We start from the raw sequence: 14,963 nt of genomic DNA on the forward strand, positions 1-14,963 counted from the left end.
TCCTCCTCGTTAGTGGATCAGTCTATTTTCGTTTGTATTTGCAGGCGCCCAAGCCAGCGTGCCTAACTGCGCCCGAAGATCGTTTGCAGATCGCGGAGCAAGTGTTTCAGGACCACCAAGAGAACCATTGCACCGCTGAGTGGGATCGCAAATTTGATCGGATAAATCGGGATCGGAATGGATGTCGGGGTCTTCTGATTAAGCATCAGAGACAGCGATGCGGCTTCGTAACCCTTCCAGATCAATGCGACCAGAAACAGGATTGCAATCGGTGCCGTCAGGACATCCAAAATCGCTTTTGACCGCTTGCTGGCGTTTGCATAAAACAGGTCGAGTTTGACGAAACTGTCATGCTGCAACGCATAGACGCCGCCGGTGCAGGCCAACAACACCATCGCAGCTTGCAATGTGGTGCCGATCCACTGGGAGGGCGCGTTCAGTACATAGCGCATGAATACGTCCGACACGCCAAACGCCATGCAATACAAGATGAGAAACCAGCCTATGCGGCCCATGACTTCTGAGATTGCGCTTGTCAGCTTTTCCAGACCGCGCATCAGCATGCCAACCTCGTTGTGTTTTTCATGGATCTGGTTCTCCCTCAAAAAATCTGTGCGCTGAATTGATGTACCGGACCCTTCGCGTCGGGGTTCGGAAGGACATCAGAGAAACGTCTGCTGAATCGCTGTTCACAGAGTCGACGCATATCCCACTCCTGCAAAACCATGCGAACGGTCTCCCTCCCTAGTCGCATCGAACGGCCCGGGTGATCCCTAATTTCGACATGGAACTTCCCGGATCGCTACAGCAAACGCGAAGGAGTTCGACTGAGAAAGATACAGTTGTTTGTAATAATGGGTACAGATTTCATCGCGCCAAGTGACTGTTCGATGCTGCGATTCAGTCCCGCGCGTTAAGATGTTTCAAGTTCAACAATGGCAGCGCAGGTTGCTTAAGCACATCTCTGGTCTGTATAAGTACTTTAAAAACATAGCGTTGGCTGAAGTCTCTTTTTTGAGTTATCATCAACCCGCTTTTAGTAAGAGCGCTATTGCTTTCAGCATTGCCAGTACAGAATTGGGGAATTTAGCGTCGTTTCCACTTTGCATGGAGCACTTGAAAACATGGATACAGTTTGCAAATCGCGTCGCAGAATTTGCGACTAGAGCCCGACAGGACATGACACAACGGTTGAGCATCGACAAAACTCAGTCCAGCGGTTTGCGAGATCAGATCGTCTCGCAGATTTCACGACTCATTTTTGAAGGTTTGATGCCGTCTGGACTAAAGCTTGCCTCATGTCGGGGGTTGGCGCGGGATCTCGATGTTTCGATCAATACGGTCGTCGCGGCTTATCGAAAGCTTGAAGAAGAGCAACTGATCGAGGCCCGGCCCCGCTCGGGTTATTATGTCTGCTCTGACGTGGGGATTCGCACGGACGGTGATGCGATTGGGCGAACCAGCACCAGACAGCGCACATCGATTGGCCAGAAACTGAACAAACTGCGCCGCACCGAAGAGATCGAAACCATCCAGCGCCCGAATGACTGGTACAAGTACGACTATCCGTTTGTGTGCAACCAAATCGATGATGGCGCATTCCCAGTTGCGGATTGGCGCGAATGCACTCGGTTGGCCATGAATCGAAAGCACCTGAAAATCTGGTCTGCGGACGGGCTGTACGAGGATTGCTTTGAACTTATCGAGCAGGTCCGGCAGCGCATCCTGCCCCGTCGCGGTATTTTTGAACCCAGCGATTCAATCCTGATCACATTGGGTTCGCAAAACGGGTTGTTTATCACCAGCCTGTTGTTCGGCGGGCGCGATAAAACTGCGGTTATGGAGGATCCGGGATATCCGGATGCACGCAAGATCCTTCAGGCAAATTTTGGGAATGTAAGGTTTCAACCCATTGATAGCGAGGGTCTGATCGTCGATGAACGTCTGCGCGAGGCTGACCTGGTTTTCGTAACCCCCAATCGCCAGCACCCAACCACCGTCACGATGTCCGAGCGTCGCCGCAAGGCCTTGCTGCAGGCCGCTGAAGAGCATGATTTTTACATCGTCGAAGACGATTACGAATGCGATGTGGATTACCGGCATTCTACTTTGCTGCCGCTGCGCAGTCTGGATGACACGGATCGATTGATCTATTTGGGCAGCCTTTCCAAAGGTCTTTCACCAGGTTTGCGCCTGGGGTATCTGGCGGCTGCGCCAGAATTTATTGACGCCGCGCGCGATTGCCGGGGAATGATGATGCGCCATCCGCCGATGATTCTTCAGCACACTGCTGCCGCGTTTATTAACTTGGGGTACTATGATGGCTTGTTGCGCAGGGTTCGCCAGAATTATGAGCTGCGCTGGCATCTGGCTGATACGACGATCCGTGAAAAGCTACCCCATTTCCTGAAAACGGGCGAATTTGGCGGAACGGTTTTTGTGCTTTCTGATCCCGAGGCCCGGTTGGATGCCATGACGATATGTCAAGCCGCCCTAAAACGCGGTGTTATTGTGGAGCCGATCGGGCCCTGTTTTTCAAATAAAACCGCAGGGAGATACCACTTTCGTCTTGGCGTCTCGTCAATCCAACCCGGTTCTATCCGAAAAGGGATTGAGCTGTTGTCCGAAGTGATTTCAGACCTACGCGCAACAAACTCGTAATGTACCAGGGCGGGAGGCAAACCAATAGTCCGCAAGCTTAAAAAGATTGATCGATGGTTCAATCTCCGACAGCTGAGTTTTCCCCCCACAGCATATGTGACACCAGGCTGGCTAGAAGGCTCAGGACGTACCAAGTCAGCAGAAAGCCGACGCATTCCAGGGCGAATGACCCCCATTTGTAGAATAGGTCAGCAATAACAAAGGCGATAAGTAGCCAGGGGGCTTCCTGCCGCAAGAATGACTTTACGCCTTGTGATTTAATCGCTCTGTGCATGATGTATATCCCTGAATTATAAATGGTTATAATGTTTTAGACGATAACGGGCGGATGGCGACGTGGTGCGTCATAGCGCTGCTGTGCGAACCAGGTCATGGTTGGTTCGATGTCAGTTTGGGTGTTCCCGCCCTGCAGCGTGTACCCGGCTGCCAGCCAGGTGAAGCCATCATCGGCAACCTCGGCACAGTTGGTGTAGTCGCCCCATTTTCCCAGACCCGGAGTGTCTGTGCCCCGTCGAGCGAGGGCCAGCCGCCAAGTCAGATCGATATCGTCGTATGAGCCAACAACATGGCTCGGATGCAAATTCCCACCACCCGCAAAGACCGAAAGCCCTACATCACCAACCCGGTTTACAGCTGTTGAGGGGTAGGCGAACGCGATCTGACTGTTCCAGATATCCGGTTCGTCAATCAATGACATGGTTGCTTCGTCAATGCGGACGGTCCTGACGAAAGGGAGTGGCCTGTTGGTCTGACGATTAGCTGTCCACATAAAGCCCAGAACGCCGCGTCCCAGCCAACCAGCCATAATGCGTGGATCAGTGCGCGACATCCAGTCGCCACCGGTGGTCTGCGCGGAATAATTGCCTGCGGACCAAGGCGTGACATCGATGTCGAATTCATCTACGTCCGAGGCGTTCTCGGCCCATCTGAATACGCGGATCTGCGAGTTCGTGTTGTGGCTGGCAAAGTACATCGCGCCGCGTGCGCCTTGTACGCAGCGCAGAGAGAAGTTGTCTTCTGTTTCGAATATGTCGAATGATAGCGTTGCCGCGGTCGCCAGTTCGTCCAGTGAAATCCGTAGAATGACCGAGCGGGTAAACTGGTTAGCCCCGGCCGAGAACACATTGGTGCCCGCATACATATAGTTTTCGGACAACGAAACGTGATTATAGTCGAACCACTCATTGTTCCACGCGGGATCAAGCCCGGCGGGGGTGAAATCCCAAATGTTCCATGTGTCGTTCCCCAAGGTGCGCCCTTGTTTGACCGCAACCCGCAGTGTGTTGGTGCCCCCCTGTTCGATATATTGAAGCAGCCAGATAAGCAGATCCCGGCTTGGGTCGTAAATCGTGGTCTGGTCGCAGCAAAACCCCCCGTCAACAGGTGGGAACAACGTGAAAGGGCTCATGTGAGACCAGCTTTGGCCGCCGTCCAGTGACCGACTTGCATACCAGTTGCCAGTGGCCAGAATCTGACCTCCGTTGCTGGAAACTGTCGGCTCGCCCACAGTAGAGGTTTGGCCGTTAGTATCGAAATCCGTAAGGTTTATTGTGTTGAAAATCCTTGGCTGATGGGTCGAGGGCATAGCAGCCTCCGTAATCTACTCATGTCAAAAAAATGTGCGTAATTGATTAGTAATCCAGTTCCGTCGGATCAGCGTCATTGCCGGATTGATCCGAATTATCTTCTTCCAAAGCAGGCCCGCCCTTTTTGCGAGTTTTTGAGACGCGCTCATCGCGTTCGCTCAGCATTTGCGGGGTCATGAGGCCTGACGCCCCGGCCCGTTCGCTCAGGGCGGAATGGGCCGATGGTTGTGGTCTCACCTCAAGTGTGCCCTTTCGGGTCGTTCGCTTTCCACGTGCTTGATTTGCCATTCAACTCTCCTATCCGTTCGTCAAGAAACGCATCCGAATTCGCAGGTCGTCGGATGGTGTTGAATGTATTTAACATAGCAGATTTGCCCCGACTCTTCAATTGAGCCGGCTCGATGCGGGTCTCGCTCTGCTTGAATTCGCGCGCGCTAAAGCGGCACCATCCGAGATAAGCGCCCCGATAGCGGGAACAGGCAAGCCTGCAATGAATGATAGATATCCGGTTTGCCGTCAAAGATGGATGTCACGATGTCACCGGATTCATCCACCGCCGGGAACCAGCCGCCATGTTGGTGATCCACGAACGTTTCATTCGCAAAGGTCCAGAGTTTTCTGTACCAAATTTCATCCTCTTGCCTTTTATCCAGTGCGATCAGGGCTCCAACCGCACCAATGGCTTCAGCTACTGGCCACCAGAACCGCGACGCATTTGCGACCCGACCCCCAAAATCCAGCGTATATGCCATGCCGCCGCCGGGCAGCCACGCATCCTTGAGGGCCTGCTCAATCAATCGTCGCGATGACTCGGGCGCGCCCGAGTTTGGTCGGCCTGATAAATCCCAATGCTGCAGCTGAAGTCGCCCAAGCTCGAACGAATGGCCCGGGGTCGTGCCTGCGGGACGGAACATCGGGTCACCGGCATAGCCCCGGTCAATCTGCCAATCTGAGGTGAAATGCTCGGGCAAGCGCCAGTTTTCAGCAGGTGCGATCCGGCCGATAAAGAAATCCAGAATACGACCGGCGCGGGTAAGATAGATTTCGTCGCCTGTCGCCTCAAAAGCTGCAAGCAGTGCCTCAACTCCGTGCATATTCGCGTTCATTCCGCGATATGTGGAAAACGGCGTCCAATCGCGGTTCCATTCGTCGCGGAACAACCCGGTCTCATCATCCCAGAAATGTGTATCAAGGATATCCCGGACTTCGGTCAGCAGTTTGTCAGCTTCCGGGTGCCCTATCTGTTTTGCGCTTGAGGCAGCGAGCAGAACAAAGACATGCCCGTAGGCAAGTTTGCGATCATCCTTGATGTTGTCGCCATCCAAAGCCCAAAGGTAACCGGCGTGATCCCGGTCTTTGTGGTGGCTGTTGAGGTAGGCCATACCGTGATCGATGATCCGCTCTGCGCCTTGAAATTCAATCAGATGCCCCAGAGCGTAAGAATGCACTAGGCGTGTAGTCGTGTGCAGTTCCTGCAATGTGTTTGGCAGCGGGCTGCCATCATGGTCGAGGATGAAAAATCCTGGCTCGGTCCGACAACTTGCGCTGAAAAACGCCAACTGTCGCATAGCCTGATCTTTCAACCACGTGCGGTGTTCAGATGTATCAAGCCAAAAGCCCGGTTCGGAATGCGGGCCGGGTGGCAGAGGCAAGGTGTTGTCCATATTCTTCATCTCGCTTGAGGGACCATTCGGAATCGAACGAAAAAGCGCTGCAAAGCGCGAGTCGCCAATGAACCAAACACCGCGCACGAAGGCAATCGGCAAACCCGCACCGGACTGTCAGGGGTTGCCGTTCAGCCGTCGCAGTCGGCGGAAAACTCTTGGTAACTGCTTCAGGTTAATAGGTTAATCCCGGCCAGAATTACCACGGCGATGAACAACGTCTCCACTATGATGAGGGCGATTGCGGCTGCACCGACCGACAGGATTTGTTTAAGGTTTGTCTTCATCCCAACAGCTGCGATCGCAACAAGCAACAACCATCGAGAGCATTGGCTTAGAAATTCTGAAATCGCTGGCGGGATCAATCCGAATGAGGATGCCGCAGCGAGAACCAGAAATCCTAACACGAATCCCGGCAACAGCGGTGGGCGTTTCCCATCTGCGTCCATTTCAGCAAAGCCACGAATAATCAGTGAAGCGACCAAAACCACTGGTGCCAGCATCGCCACGCGGAACAATTTGACCAGCGTCGCTGTATCTCCGGTTTGTTCCGAGATCGAAAATCCCGCGCCGACAACCTGAGCCACATCATGGATGGTGCCACCCAGAAACACACCGCCCGCAACATCGTTCATCCCTAATGAGCGTACGAGGATCGGATAGGCGATCATGGCGATGGTGGACAAAACGGTCACGCCCATGACAGTAAAAATCAGACGCTCTTCCGAGCGTTCGTCCTTGGGCAGGATTGCACTGATCGCCATTGCCGCCGATGCACCGCAAATTGCGACCGAACCGGCGGTCAGAAAGGCAAAGCGCCATTTGTGGCCAAAAAAACGAGCTACGGACAGGCCAAAACCTATGGTCAACAGCACTCCGACGATCACAAGGGCAATCAGGTCCCAGCCCAGACCCAGCATCAGGGTCATCGACACGCGCACACCCAGCAAGGCCACGCCAAGGCGCAGAAGTGTGCGTGCGGCGAATCCGATCCCCTCAACGGTTTTTCCTTCTTCGCCGAGAAAGCTGACCGCAATCCCCAATAGAAGGGCAAGCAGCATGGCCGGGGTAGCATAATGCTCGGACAGGAACTTGGCGGCGACGGCAACGGTTACGGCAATCATGACGCCGGGAAAGAGCGTGCGAACACGCTCCTTGCTCCGCTCGGTGAGGGATAGGTCTGAGGGATCGGCGGACGCCATAACGGATAGTCTTTCGTTTGTAAGGAATGGGTCGCGAGCCCGCACGAAGGGGCAGGCGAGCTGCCGAGTTTAGGGTTCGCGCGCCTGCAGGATGGTCACCGCGATTATCTGCGTCACATCTTCTGCGCTGCATCCGCGCGATAGATCATTGGCCGGTTTGGCGAGCCCCTGCAAAACCGGACCGATCGCCAGATAACCGCCCAGCCGTTGAGTCATCTTGTACCCGATATTTCCGGCATCCAGATTTGGGAAAATCTTGACGTTCGACTGACCCGCGACCGAGGACCCGGGGGATTTTCGCTCACCAATCGACGGCACGAAGGCGGCATCAAATTGCAGCTCTCCATCCACATTCAACTCTGGGTGTTTCGCCCGCAGAATTTCTGTCGCGTTGACGACTTTGTCCACCGCTGGGTGTTGGGCGCTGCCTTTTGTTGAGAAACTCAACATCGCGATCTTTGGCTCTTCCTGCAGCAATGCCCGCGCGGAAACCGCTGAAGCAGCTGCAATGTTTGCCAGTTCTTCGGAGGTCGGATCGATCACCAAGCCGCAGTCAGAATAGAGCATGGCGCGCGCGCCCTCAGCGGCGGCCTCGGGTGGGTACATCAGAAAGAACGAGGATACCATACCAGCATCAGGCTTCATTCCAATAACCTGGATGGCAGTTCTGACCACATCGCCTGTGGTATGGACCGCCCCGCCCACGGTTCCTGTTGCGTGCCCCATTCGCACCAGCATCGCGGCATAGACCAGCGGCGATTCTGCGGCTTTGCGTGCCTTGGCTTCATCGACACCTTTGTGTTTGCGCAGAGAATGATACTCGGCCGCAAAAGCGTCAGTCAGTTCCGAATGCGCAGGATCATGGATGGCGATACCGTCCCCGGTTGAGCCACCCTCTGCCACGAGCGCCGCTTTAACGTCGGCCTCAGGTCCGACGAGAATAATATCTGCCAGACCAGCCTTATGGGCGGCTAATCCTCCGGCAACAATGCGGGGATCGGTGCCTTCGCTCAGCGCTACAACTGGGCGGGTTTCCGAGGCACTGGCCGCCAACAGCTCGATCGGTGTTTTCGTCATGCGTCTCGGTTCCTGAACTGTTGTTAATCGGTGTCGGAACAGGTGCCTTGAGGTCAACGATGATCGTTTCGGCGCTGTTCCGATTTCGTTTCTTGATTGCTTGGTTCTGGTTCACCGTCAAGTTGTTGCCGATAGGTCCAGAATCGCCATCTGGCTATAGGCGGCGGCTACTCTGGACTTACTGTTCACTTGATCAGAACCTTGGCGGGTTTAGTCCGGCCTGAAACCAGTTGATGAAAGTAACAATAGAAAACACTGGCAAACCAGTCGCCTGCTGTATGTCCGCCGCGTAAGGGCACATGTTTGTACATTCCAGTACAATTGCACCAAGGTCGGGATTGCCCGCTTGCAGCGCAAGCGCTGCTTCGACATTGTCGTCGCGGGCTTTGTCCACATCCAGCGTCAATGCGTTTTCGAGAATAGCGGTTGTGAATTCGTTGCCGCCTTCGGTGGTGCCAATTGGAGTTCCGTCGGGGACCTGTGCCTTTCGCAGGTGCTCATTCGTAAGTGTTGAGGCGGAGATGGTTAGAATGCCGGCGCGCATTCCTGCAGGAAGGATACGGTTCACCATATCGACCTGCATCATCGAGGACGTCGCGACCGGAACAGGAACCGCCTCGGCCAGTTCATCCTGAAACAGCGAAAGAAAGCCGCAATTGGTGGTGATCCCGTCTACCCCGTCTTTGACAAGTTCCCGTGCGGCATCGATGAACGCTCCAAGCATTCCTTCAGCACCTTGTCGGACCACAAGATCAGGCGAGGCGTTGCGCACGATGCGGTAGAGCACGGGAAACGGCCATGTCCGAGCGTTGCCCATATCACCGGGAATACGTGGAAACTGTGCGTCCAACATCAGGATGCCGACAGATGCGCCGTATATGGATTTTCCGCCCTGCGCGATCATGACTGCGCCTCCTGAATGATGCGGGTCGAGATATCGTCGGACCCTTCCATATAGATGCTTGATATCCCATGGCGCACCGCGTCCTGCACCTGATCCATCCGCTTGTTGATATGGGTGCCCAAAGCCTGCGCGGCCTCATCAGCGTCGCGGTTCATCAAGGCCTGCATGACGCGCTTATGTTCGTCTTTTGAGCGTTGGACCCGGTCCAGACTCATGGAAATCCATCGGATATAGCGAATGCGCTCATTAATCCGCATCAGGGTTTGCAGCAATTCCATGTTGCCAGACAGCCGGGCGATGCCCAGATGAAACGCTTCATCTCGCGTGACGGCCTCTTCAACGGTAAGCCCGGTGATATCGATACCCGTCGCATAAAGTTCGTCGTGAAGCGCCTGCAGTTGTTCTGTGGTGGCCTTGGTGCACGCTGCGCGGACGGCGGCGGTTTCGATGATTTGGCGCAGCTCGAACAGGTCAAAAATGCTTTGGGCATCCAATGGGCGGCAAAAGAAACCCTGTCCCGGGCGGAAGTCGAACAAACGTTCGGCGACCAGCCGGTTCAGTGCTTCGCGCAAAGGGGTGCGGCTGACGCCCAGCTCCTTCGACAGGGCGACCTCGTTCAAACGATCGCCGGGACGCAGGCGGAATGAAACCGCCATGGCCTTCACCTGATCGTAGATATCATCAACGCGTGGACCTGCCATTGGTACTGCCTTTTGGTCGTTGCCCCACAGGTGCCACAGGCCAGTCTTGAAATCAATATACAAAACTGTATACAGGTCTGTGTGCAGATTAGATTAAGGGAGTCGCCGACCATGACAGGAACGAATTACCTGACCGGAGCCGAGGCAATGGTCCGTATGCTTGAGGCGCATGGCGTGAAGCACATGTTCGGCCTATGTGGTGATACAACCCTGCCATTCTATGATGCGCTATCTCGGATGGATCACGGTATTCAGCACATTCTGACGCGGGATGAACGTCATGCGGCCTACATGGCGGATGGTTATGCAAGGGTGACAGGTAAGCCGGGTGTCTGCGAAGGCCCGTCTGGAGGCGGGGCGACCTATATTCTACCTGGCGTGGTCGAAGCCAACGAAAGCTCGGTTCCTATTCTTGCGATCACCTCGGATGTGGCGACAACCAGCCGGGGAAAGTACCCGCTGACCGAATTGGACCAACCCGCGCTGTTCAAGCCGCTGGCCAAGTGGAATGCGTCGCTGGATGATGCCACGCGATTGCCGGCCATGGTTCGTGCGGCATTCCGTGCAATGACCACCGGTACACCTGGGGCCACACATCTTGCCTTGCCCTTCGATACTCAGAAAGCGCCGGTGGACGAGGCAGAGATCTGGGCGGATGCAAGACATCGCAGCTATCCGGCGGAACGTGCAGGCCCCGACATGGATGCGGTCGAGGCGGCAGCAGAGATACTTTCAAAGTCTAAATCCACCGTAGCCGTTTGTGGCGGTGGACCCGTTCTATCAGGGGCAAGCTACGCACTGCGCCGAGTTGCGGGACTGTTGGATATGCCTGTCGCCACGACCGTGTCGGGGCAGGGCTCGATTGCCGAGACAGACCCACTCGCGCTTGGTGTTGTCGGGTCGAATGGCGGGGTGCCTGCCACCCGCGCTGTGGTAGATGCGGCGGATGTCGTTCTGTTCATCGGATGTCGCGCAGGATCCGTCACGACCGAGCGCTGGAGAAGCCCTGCGCGCGATGCCACCATCATTCATATCGACAGTGACCCGATGGTGATCGGAGCCAACTATCCGACCGAAGTCGCTATTTGTGCCGACGCGCGTCTCGCGCTGGAAGCATTGGCGGACGCACTGGCGGCACGCCAAGACCTGCCCAGGCTGGGCGGTGCGGCCAAATCAAACGCGGCATGGGCGGCCAAATTGGCTACGTTTGCCCCGCATGCAGCCAGCCGAGAAACGCCGATCCGGCCCGAGGCTGTCATGGCTTCGCTAATGGACATCCTGGATGACGATGCAATTGTTGTCGCTGATCCCGGCACGCCGTGCCCCTATTTCAGCGCGCACTACCGTTGGCGGACACCTGGGCGGCATTTCATCACCAACCGGGCGCATGGGGCGCTGGGATATTCCTTGGGTGCTGCAATGGGTGCGCATATTGGACGGCCTTCGGTCAAGACCTTGTCGGTGATGGGTGACGGCTCATTCGGCTTTACCTGTGGTGAGTTCGAAACCATGGTGCGGCACAACATGCCGATCACCTCGATAGTATTCTCGAACTCGGTCTTTGGCTGGATCAAGGCCGGACAGGACGCAGGGTTTGGGCAGAGATACTACAATGTTGATTTCAACCGCACCGACCACGCCGCTGTTGCAAGCGCCTTTGGTGTTAAATCATGGACTGTCAAAGATCCCGAAGACCTGTCCAAAGTTCTGAAACAGGCTATCGAGCATGATGGCCCGACATTGGTCGACATTCACTCACAACCGCTTCACGATGCCGCTGCACCGGTTTCGGAATGGGTGGCATAAGAGGCGATCGAAGGGGTTAGCTGAGCCAGAAAATCCTGTGCAATCGTTGATAGGGGTCGCCCTTTGGCGGTGATAATGGCCAGATCAAGCATCACAGCCGGTCGGAAGGGGCGGGTTTGGTACCCGCTCTCGTCGTCAAAGGTGACAGTGAAGGGATCGATCATCGCGACCCCCATGCCCTGCTTGACGAAACTTAGCAGGTTTTCTGACAGATGGGTGTGAATCTGGGTCCGCCAGTTGCGCTCCGCTGATTGGAAGATGTCCCGAGTTCGTCGGTGGGTTTGATGCTCTGGCCCCATCACGATGAATGGTTCGTTTTCAAGAATTTCAGGTGTGAGCACATCATAATCTGCCAAAGGGCTGGTTTCCGGAAAGGTCGCCAGCGTTTCGAACTCAAAGACCTGATAGTTCAGTGTGTCATGCAGAATGGGCATCTCGACAATGCCGATCTCAAACAGGCCAGAGATTACCCATTCTTGAATCTTCGAGGAATACTGCGACTGAAAACTCACCGACAGGTTCGGGCGGCTTTCTGCGAAGCGAGCGATCTCACGCGGCATGAAGCCGAAGGATAGCAGATGTGGTGCGGCGATCTGCAATTGACCCGGATGCTTGTTCTGCAGATCCGTGACCGCCTGCGCCACGTGATCCAGCCCCCGAACAACCGTATCAACCTCGCGGTATAGAAGTTCAGCTTCTGGCGTGGGCAGCAACCGGCCTTTGTTGCGTTCAAACAGCGGCAAACGAGCTTCGCGCTCCAGCTGTGCCAACAGATTGCTGATCCCGGGCTGTGAAATCCCAAGCACCGAGGCAGCACCCGTGACAGTGCCGGTTTCCATGATGGCGTGAAAAGCCTGTAGCTGACGAAATCGCAGGGACATCGCTATAGTATCATTTTTCCTGATGACCTCTAGATAATATAGTATTTGAAATGATATCCCCGTCAAGGCAGGCTTCGGCCATTGGCAGGGGGTGCAATGGGCGATCTGACACAGAAAATCATCGGCTATGATCTCTGGCATCTTGAGTTGCCCGTGACGTCTCGCCGTGATCATGGCATCGGGTCCGTCGAAGGAACATGCGAAGTCGTCGTCCTGCGGCTGAGATCCGAAGACGGCAATGAAGGATTTGGAGAGGCCTCTCCCTGGTCTGTCTTCACGGGCACCCCAGAGGCCACTTATGCAGCCCTTGATCGCTATTTGCGCGCTCTTGTGGTTGGGGCCAGAGTGGGCGATCGTTCAGCGATCATGGCGCAGGCAGCTTATGCCGTGGCTCATTGCACCGAGGCGAAAGCTGCATTGGAAACCGCTTTGCTGGATCTTGCGGGCAGAATCAGCGAGGTTCCTGTTTGGTCTCTGCTGGGCGGGAAGTGCCGAGGAACCATTCCACTCAGTTGCTCAATTGCGAACCCGGATTTTGCTCAGGATGTTGAGCTGCTGGCACAATTGCAGGCCGATGGCGTTCGGATTGTAAAGCTCAAGACCGGGTTCAAGGATCACGCCTTCGATATCATGCGGTTGGAATATCTCGCGCAGAACCATCCGGATTTCAGGGTTCGTGTTGATTACAATCAGGGGCTCAGTATCGAGGACGCACCGGCTCAGGTTCGCGATGTTGCGCAATTCGCTCCGGATTTCATTGAGCAACCTGTCCGCGCTCATCAATTCAGCATGATGGGCAAGTTGCGACAGATGATTGACGTCCCACTTCTGGCTGATGAGAGCGTCTTTGGCCCCGAAGACATGGAGCGGGCAGCGCGTGACGGTATCTGTGACGGGGTTTCAGTGAAAATCATGAAATCCGGTGGCCCGACACGAGGCCAGACTGTGGCCCGTATCGCTGCAGCACATGGTCTGACAGCCTATGGCGGTGATATGTTCGAGGCCGGATTGGCGCATCTGGCGGGCACACATATGATTGCTGCAACACCTGAGATAACGTTGGGCTGCGAATTCTATCAAGCCTCCTACTTCCTGAAAGAGGACATTCTTGAAAGCCCCTTCCAAGTAAGCAGCGGCGAAGTTGTAGTCCCTGACGCACCCGGCCTCGGCAACAGGCCTGATGTAACCAAGCTTGAGCATTATGCAGTGGCCAAGGCGGTGGGGGCATGAGCGAGAAGAAGACAATAGCGATCATCGGCGCTGGGATTGTTGGCGTTTCAGCCGCAATCTGGCTGCAGCGGGATGGTCACGAGGTAATCCTGATCGACAAGGCCGGACCGGGAGAGGGCACCTCGCACGGCAATGGGGGCGTTTTGGCGTCATGCTCGATTGTTCCGGTGACTGTTCCAGGGCTGCTCCGGAAGGCGCCCAAAATGCTGCTCAGCCCGTCACAACCGTTGTTTCTGAGATGGGGGTATCTTCCAAAGCTGATTCCTTGGCTAACCCGCTATCTGAGTCATGCGAATGCATCAGATGTGGAACGCATAGCGTCAGCTTTGACGCCAATTGTTGGCGATAGCCTGAACGACCACAAAGCGCTGGCCGAGGGCACAGGCGCTGAAAAGTGGATCGTGCCGTCTGACTATCTGTTCCTGTACAAGGACCGCGCGCATTTCAATGATGATGCGTTTGGCTGGGACATTCGGCGCAGGAACGGATTCACATGGGAAGAATTGGAAGGCCCGGGCTTTCACGCCTACGACCCGGTCTATAGTGAAGATATCGGTTTTGCGGCGAAACTTTCGGATCATGGCCATATCACGGATCCTGGTCGGTACGTCAAAGATCTGGCGGCGTATGTCGAGGCACATGGGGGCACAATCCTACGTGCAGCGGTCGATGACGTGGTTCAGGAAAATGGTCGCGTAACCGGTATACGGGCGGCAGGCGAAACCATCGCGTGTGATACGGCAATTGTAACTGCGGGCGTTTGGTCGGGACCTTTGGCTAAGCTTTTGGGCATTTCTGTTCCCCTTGAAACCGAACGCGGCTATCATCTTGAATTGGTGGAGCCTTCTGCCATGCCGCGCAGTCCGGTCATGGTGGTTTCCGGCAAATTTGTCGCCACACCGATGGATGGCCGCATTCGTTTGGCTGGCATCGTGGAATTTGGCGGTCTTGATGCGCCACCCTCACGCGCGCCGTTTGAATTGATGCGCAAGAATGCCCGGATGGCCTTCCCGGGTTTGACATGGAAGGAGGAAGTGGAATGGATGGGGCACCGCCCAGCACCAACCGACTCGATCCCGATTATCGGTGAGGCTCCAGGGATTAGCGGTGCGTATATGGGCTTTGGGCACCATCACATTGGCCTGACAGGCGGGCCGAAAACGGGGCGACTTCTGGCCCAAATAATTGCGGGCAGAACACCGAACACTGACATGAGCGTCTACGCGCCCTCGCGTTTCGCAACATAGAAAT

14 protein-coding genes are annotated in these 14,963 nt (G+C 55.4%); 4 read left to right on the plus strand and 10 right to left on the minus strand.

What is annotated here, in order from left to right; genetic code table 11:
• Positions 1–62 precede the first annotated feature (62 nt).
• A complete protein-coding gene (locus ACR0AU_RS06760) occupies positions 63–563 on the minus strand; it encodes a TRAP transporter small permease subunit (protein ID WP_170393772.1) in 501 nt (166 codons plus the stop codon).
• A 616-nt stretch (positions 564–1,179) separates the two neighbouring features.
• On the opposite strand from ACR0AU_RS06760, the gene ACR0AU_RS06765 reads away from it, so the two are divergent.
• Positions 1,180–2,661, plus strand: coding sequence for an aminotransferase-like domain-containing protein (locus tag ACR0AU_RS06765; protein WP_480795448.1), 1,482 nt, complete (start codon positions 1,180–1,182; stop codon positions 2,659–2,661).
• A 58-nt stretch (positions 2,662–2,719) separates the two neighbouring features.
• Here the strand turns inward: ACR0AU_RS06765 and ACR0AU_RS06770 are convergent, their stop codons facing one another.
• The 8 genes from ACR0AU_RS06770 to ACR0AU_RS06805 all read right to left on the minus strand — a co-directional run bounded on the left by ACR0AU_RS06770 (position 2,720) and on the right by ACR0AU_RS06805 (position 9,795).
• On the minus strand, positions 2,720–2,935 hold the full coding sequence (locus ACR0AU_RS06770) for a hypothetical protein (protein ID WP_170732607.1): 216 nt from the start codon (positions 2,933–2,935) through the stop codon (positions 2,720–2,722).
• A gap of 36 nt (positions 2,936–2,971) precedes the next feature.
• Positions 2,972–4,246, minus strand: coding sequence for a hypothetical protein (locus tag ACR0AU_RS06775; protein WP_170406931.1), 1,275 nt, complete (start codon positions 4,244–4,246; stop codon positions 2,972–2,974).
• Between the two features lie 46 nt (positions 4,247–4,292).
• Complete coding sequence (locus ACR0AU_RS06780; protein ID WP_170393778.1) at positions 4,293–4,535, minus strand: hypothetical protein; 243 nt, start codon at positions 4,533–4,535, stop codon at positions 4,293–4,295.
• 146 nt (positions 4,536–4,681) lie between these two features.
• Positions 4,682–5,911 (minus strand): AGE family epimerase/isomerase, encoded by a 1,230-nt coding sequence (locus ACR0AU_RS06785; protein WP_170635733.1) that lies wholly within the window; start codon positions 5,909–5,911, stop codon positions 4,682–4,684.
• 170 nt (positions 5,912–6,081) lie between these two features.
• The gene (locus tag ACR0AU_RS06790; RefSeq protein WP_170732609.1) at positions 6,082–7,113 is read right to left on the minus strand and encodes a putative sulfate exporter family transporter; all 1,032 of its coding nucleotides are present in this window, start codon (positions 7,111–7,113) and stop codon (positions 6,082–6,084) included.
• A 69-nt stretch (positions 7,114–7,182) separates the two neighbouring features.
• Positions 7,183–8,190 (minus strand): phosphate acetyltransferase, encoded by a 1,008-nt coding sequence (pta, locus tag ACR0AU_RS06795; RefSeq protein ID WP_170732610.1) that lies wholly within the window; start codon positions 8,188–8,190, stop codon positions 7,183–7,185.
• A 193-nt stretch (positions 8,191–8,383) separates the two neighbouring features.
• Positions 8,384–9,094, minus strand: a complete 711-nt coding sequence (locus tag ACR0AU_RS06800; RefSeq protein ID WP_170732611.1) for an aspartate/glutamate racemase family protein — start codon at positions 9,092–9,094, stop codon at positions 8,384–8,386.
• Entirely contained in the window at positions 9,091–9,795 is a 705-nt protein-coding gene (locus tag ACR0AU_RS06805; protein ID WP_170562158.1) for a GntR family transcriptional regulator, read from the minus strand. Before ACR0AU_RS06805 ends, ACR0AU_RS06800 begins: the two co-directional genes overlap by 4 nt.
• A 111-nt stretch (positions 9,796–9,906) precedes the next feature.
• Between ACR0AU_RS06805 and ACR0AU_RS06810 the strand changes: the two genes are divergently transcribed.
• Positions 9,907–11,601, plus strand: coding sequence for a thiamine pyrophosphate-binding protein (locus ACR0AU_RS06810; RefSeq protein ID WP_480795449.1), 1,695 nt, complete (start codon positions 9,907–9,909; stop codon positions 11,599–11,601).
• Here ACR0AU_RS06810 and ACR0AU_RS06815 read toward each other — a convergent pair.
• Positions 11,562–12,482, minus strand: coding sequence for a LysR family transcriptional regulator (locus ACR0AU_RS06815; RefSeq protein ID WP_170732613.1), 921 nt, complete (start codon positions 12,480–12,482; stop codon positions 11,562–11,564). The two genes, ACR0AU_RS06810 and ACR0AU_RS06815, sit on opposite strands and share 40 nt — an antisense overlap.
• 96 nt (positions 12,483–12,578) lie before the next feature.
• Here ACR0AU_RS06815 and ACR0AU_RS06820 point away from each other — a divergent pair, with 96 nt between their 5' ends.
• Both ACR0AU_RS06820 and ACR0AU_RS06825 read left to right on the plus strand, forming a co-directional pair.
• Entirely contained in the window at positions 12,579–13,712 is a 1,134-nt protein-coding gene (locus ACR0AU_RS06820; protein ID WP_170732614.1) for an enolase C-terminal domain-like protein, read from the plus strand.
• On the plus strand, positions 13,709–14,959 hold the full coding sequence (locus ACR0AU_RS06825) for an NAD(P)/FAD-dependent oxidoreductase (protein WP_170732615.1): 1,251 nt from the start codon (positions 13,709–13,711) through the stop codon (positions 14,957–14,959). Before ACR0AU_RS06820 ends, ACR0AU_RS06825 begins: the two co-directional genes overlap by 4 nt.
• Positions 14,960–14,963 lie beyond the last annotated feature (4 nt).

It is taken from the genome of Ruegeria sp. CG1, from assembly GCF_056537265.1.

What these genes read in the sequence shown, in the direction of transcription:
- ACR0AU_RS06825 (WP_170732615.1), top strand. Translation starts at nt 13,709, where the DNA reads ATGAGCGAGAAGAAGACAATAGCGATCATCGGCGCTGGGATTGTTGGC.
- ACR0AU_RS06785 (WP_170635733.1), bottom strand. Translation starts at nt 5,911, where the DNA reads ATGGACAACACCTTGCCTCTGCCACCCGGCCCGCATTCCGAACCGGGC.
- ACR0AU_RS06820 (WP_170732614.1), top strand. Translation starts at nt 12,579, where the DNA reads ATGGGCGATCTGACACAGAAAATCATCGGCTATGATCTCTGGCATCTT.
- ACR0AU_RS06790 (WP_170732609.1), bottom strand. Translation starts at nt 7,113, where the DNA reads ATGGCGTCCGCCGATCCCTCAGACCTATCCCTCACCGAGCGGAGCAAG.
- ACR0AU_RS06810 (WP_480795449.1), top strand. Translation starts at nt 9,907, where the DNA reads ATGACAGGAACGAATTACCTGACCGGAGCCGAGGCAATGGTCCGTATG.
- pta (WP_170732610.1), bottom strand. Translation starts at nt 8,190, where the DNA reads ATGACGAAAACACCGATCGAGCTGTTGGCGGCCAGTGCCTCGGAAACC.
- ACR0AU_RS06760 (WP_170393772.1), bottom strand. Translation starts at nt 563, where the DNA reads ATGCTGATGCGCGGTCTGGAAAAGCTGACAAGCGCAATCTCAGAAGTC.
- ACR0AU_RS06775 (WP_170406931.1), bottom strand. Translation starts at nt 4,246, where the DNA reads ATGCCCTCGACCCATCAGCCAAGGATTTTCAACACAATAAACCTTACG.
- ACR0AU_RS06800 (WP_170732611.1), bottom strand. Translation starts at nt 9,094, where the DNA reads ATGATCGCGCAGGGCGGAAAATCCATATACGGCGCATCTGTCGGCATC.
- ACR0AU_RS06815 (WP_170732613.1), bottom strand. Translation starts at nt 12,482, where the DNA reads ATGTCCCTGCGATTTCGTCAGCTACAGGCTTTTCACGCCATCATGGAA.
- ACR0AU_RS06805 (WP_170562158.1), bottom strand. Translation starts at nt 9,795, where the DNA reads ATGGCAGGTCCACGCGTTGATGATATCTACGATCAGGTGAAGGCCATG.
- ACR0AU_RS06770 (WP_170732607.1), bottom strand. Translation starts at nt 2,935, where the DNA reads ATGCACAGAGCGATTAAATCACAAGGCGTAAAGTCATTCTTGCGGCAG.
- ACR0AU_RS06765 (WP_480795448.1), top strand. Translation starts at nt 1,180, where the DNA reads ATGACACAACGGTTGAGCATCGACAAAACTCAGTCCAGCGGTTTGCGA.
- ACR0AU_RS06780 (WP_170393778.1), bottom strand. Translation starts at nt 4,535, where the DNA reads ATGGCAAATCAAGCACGTGGAAAGCGAACGACCCGAAAGGGCACACTT.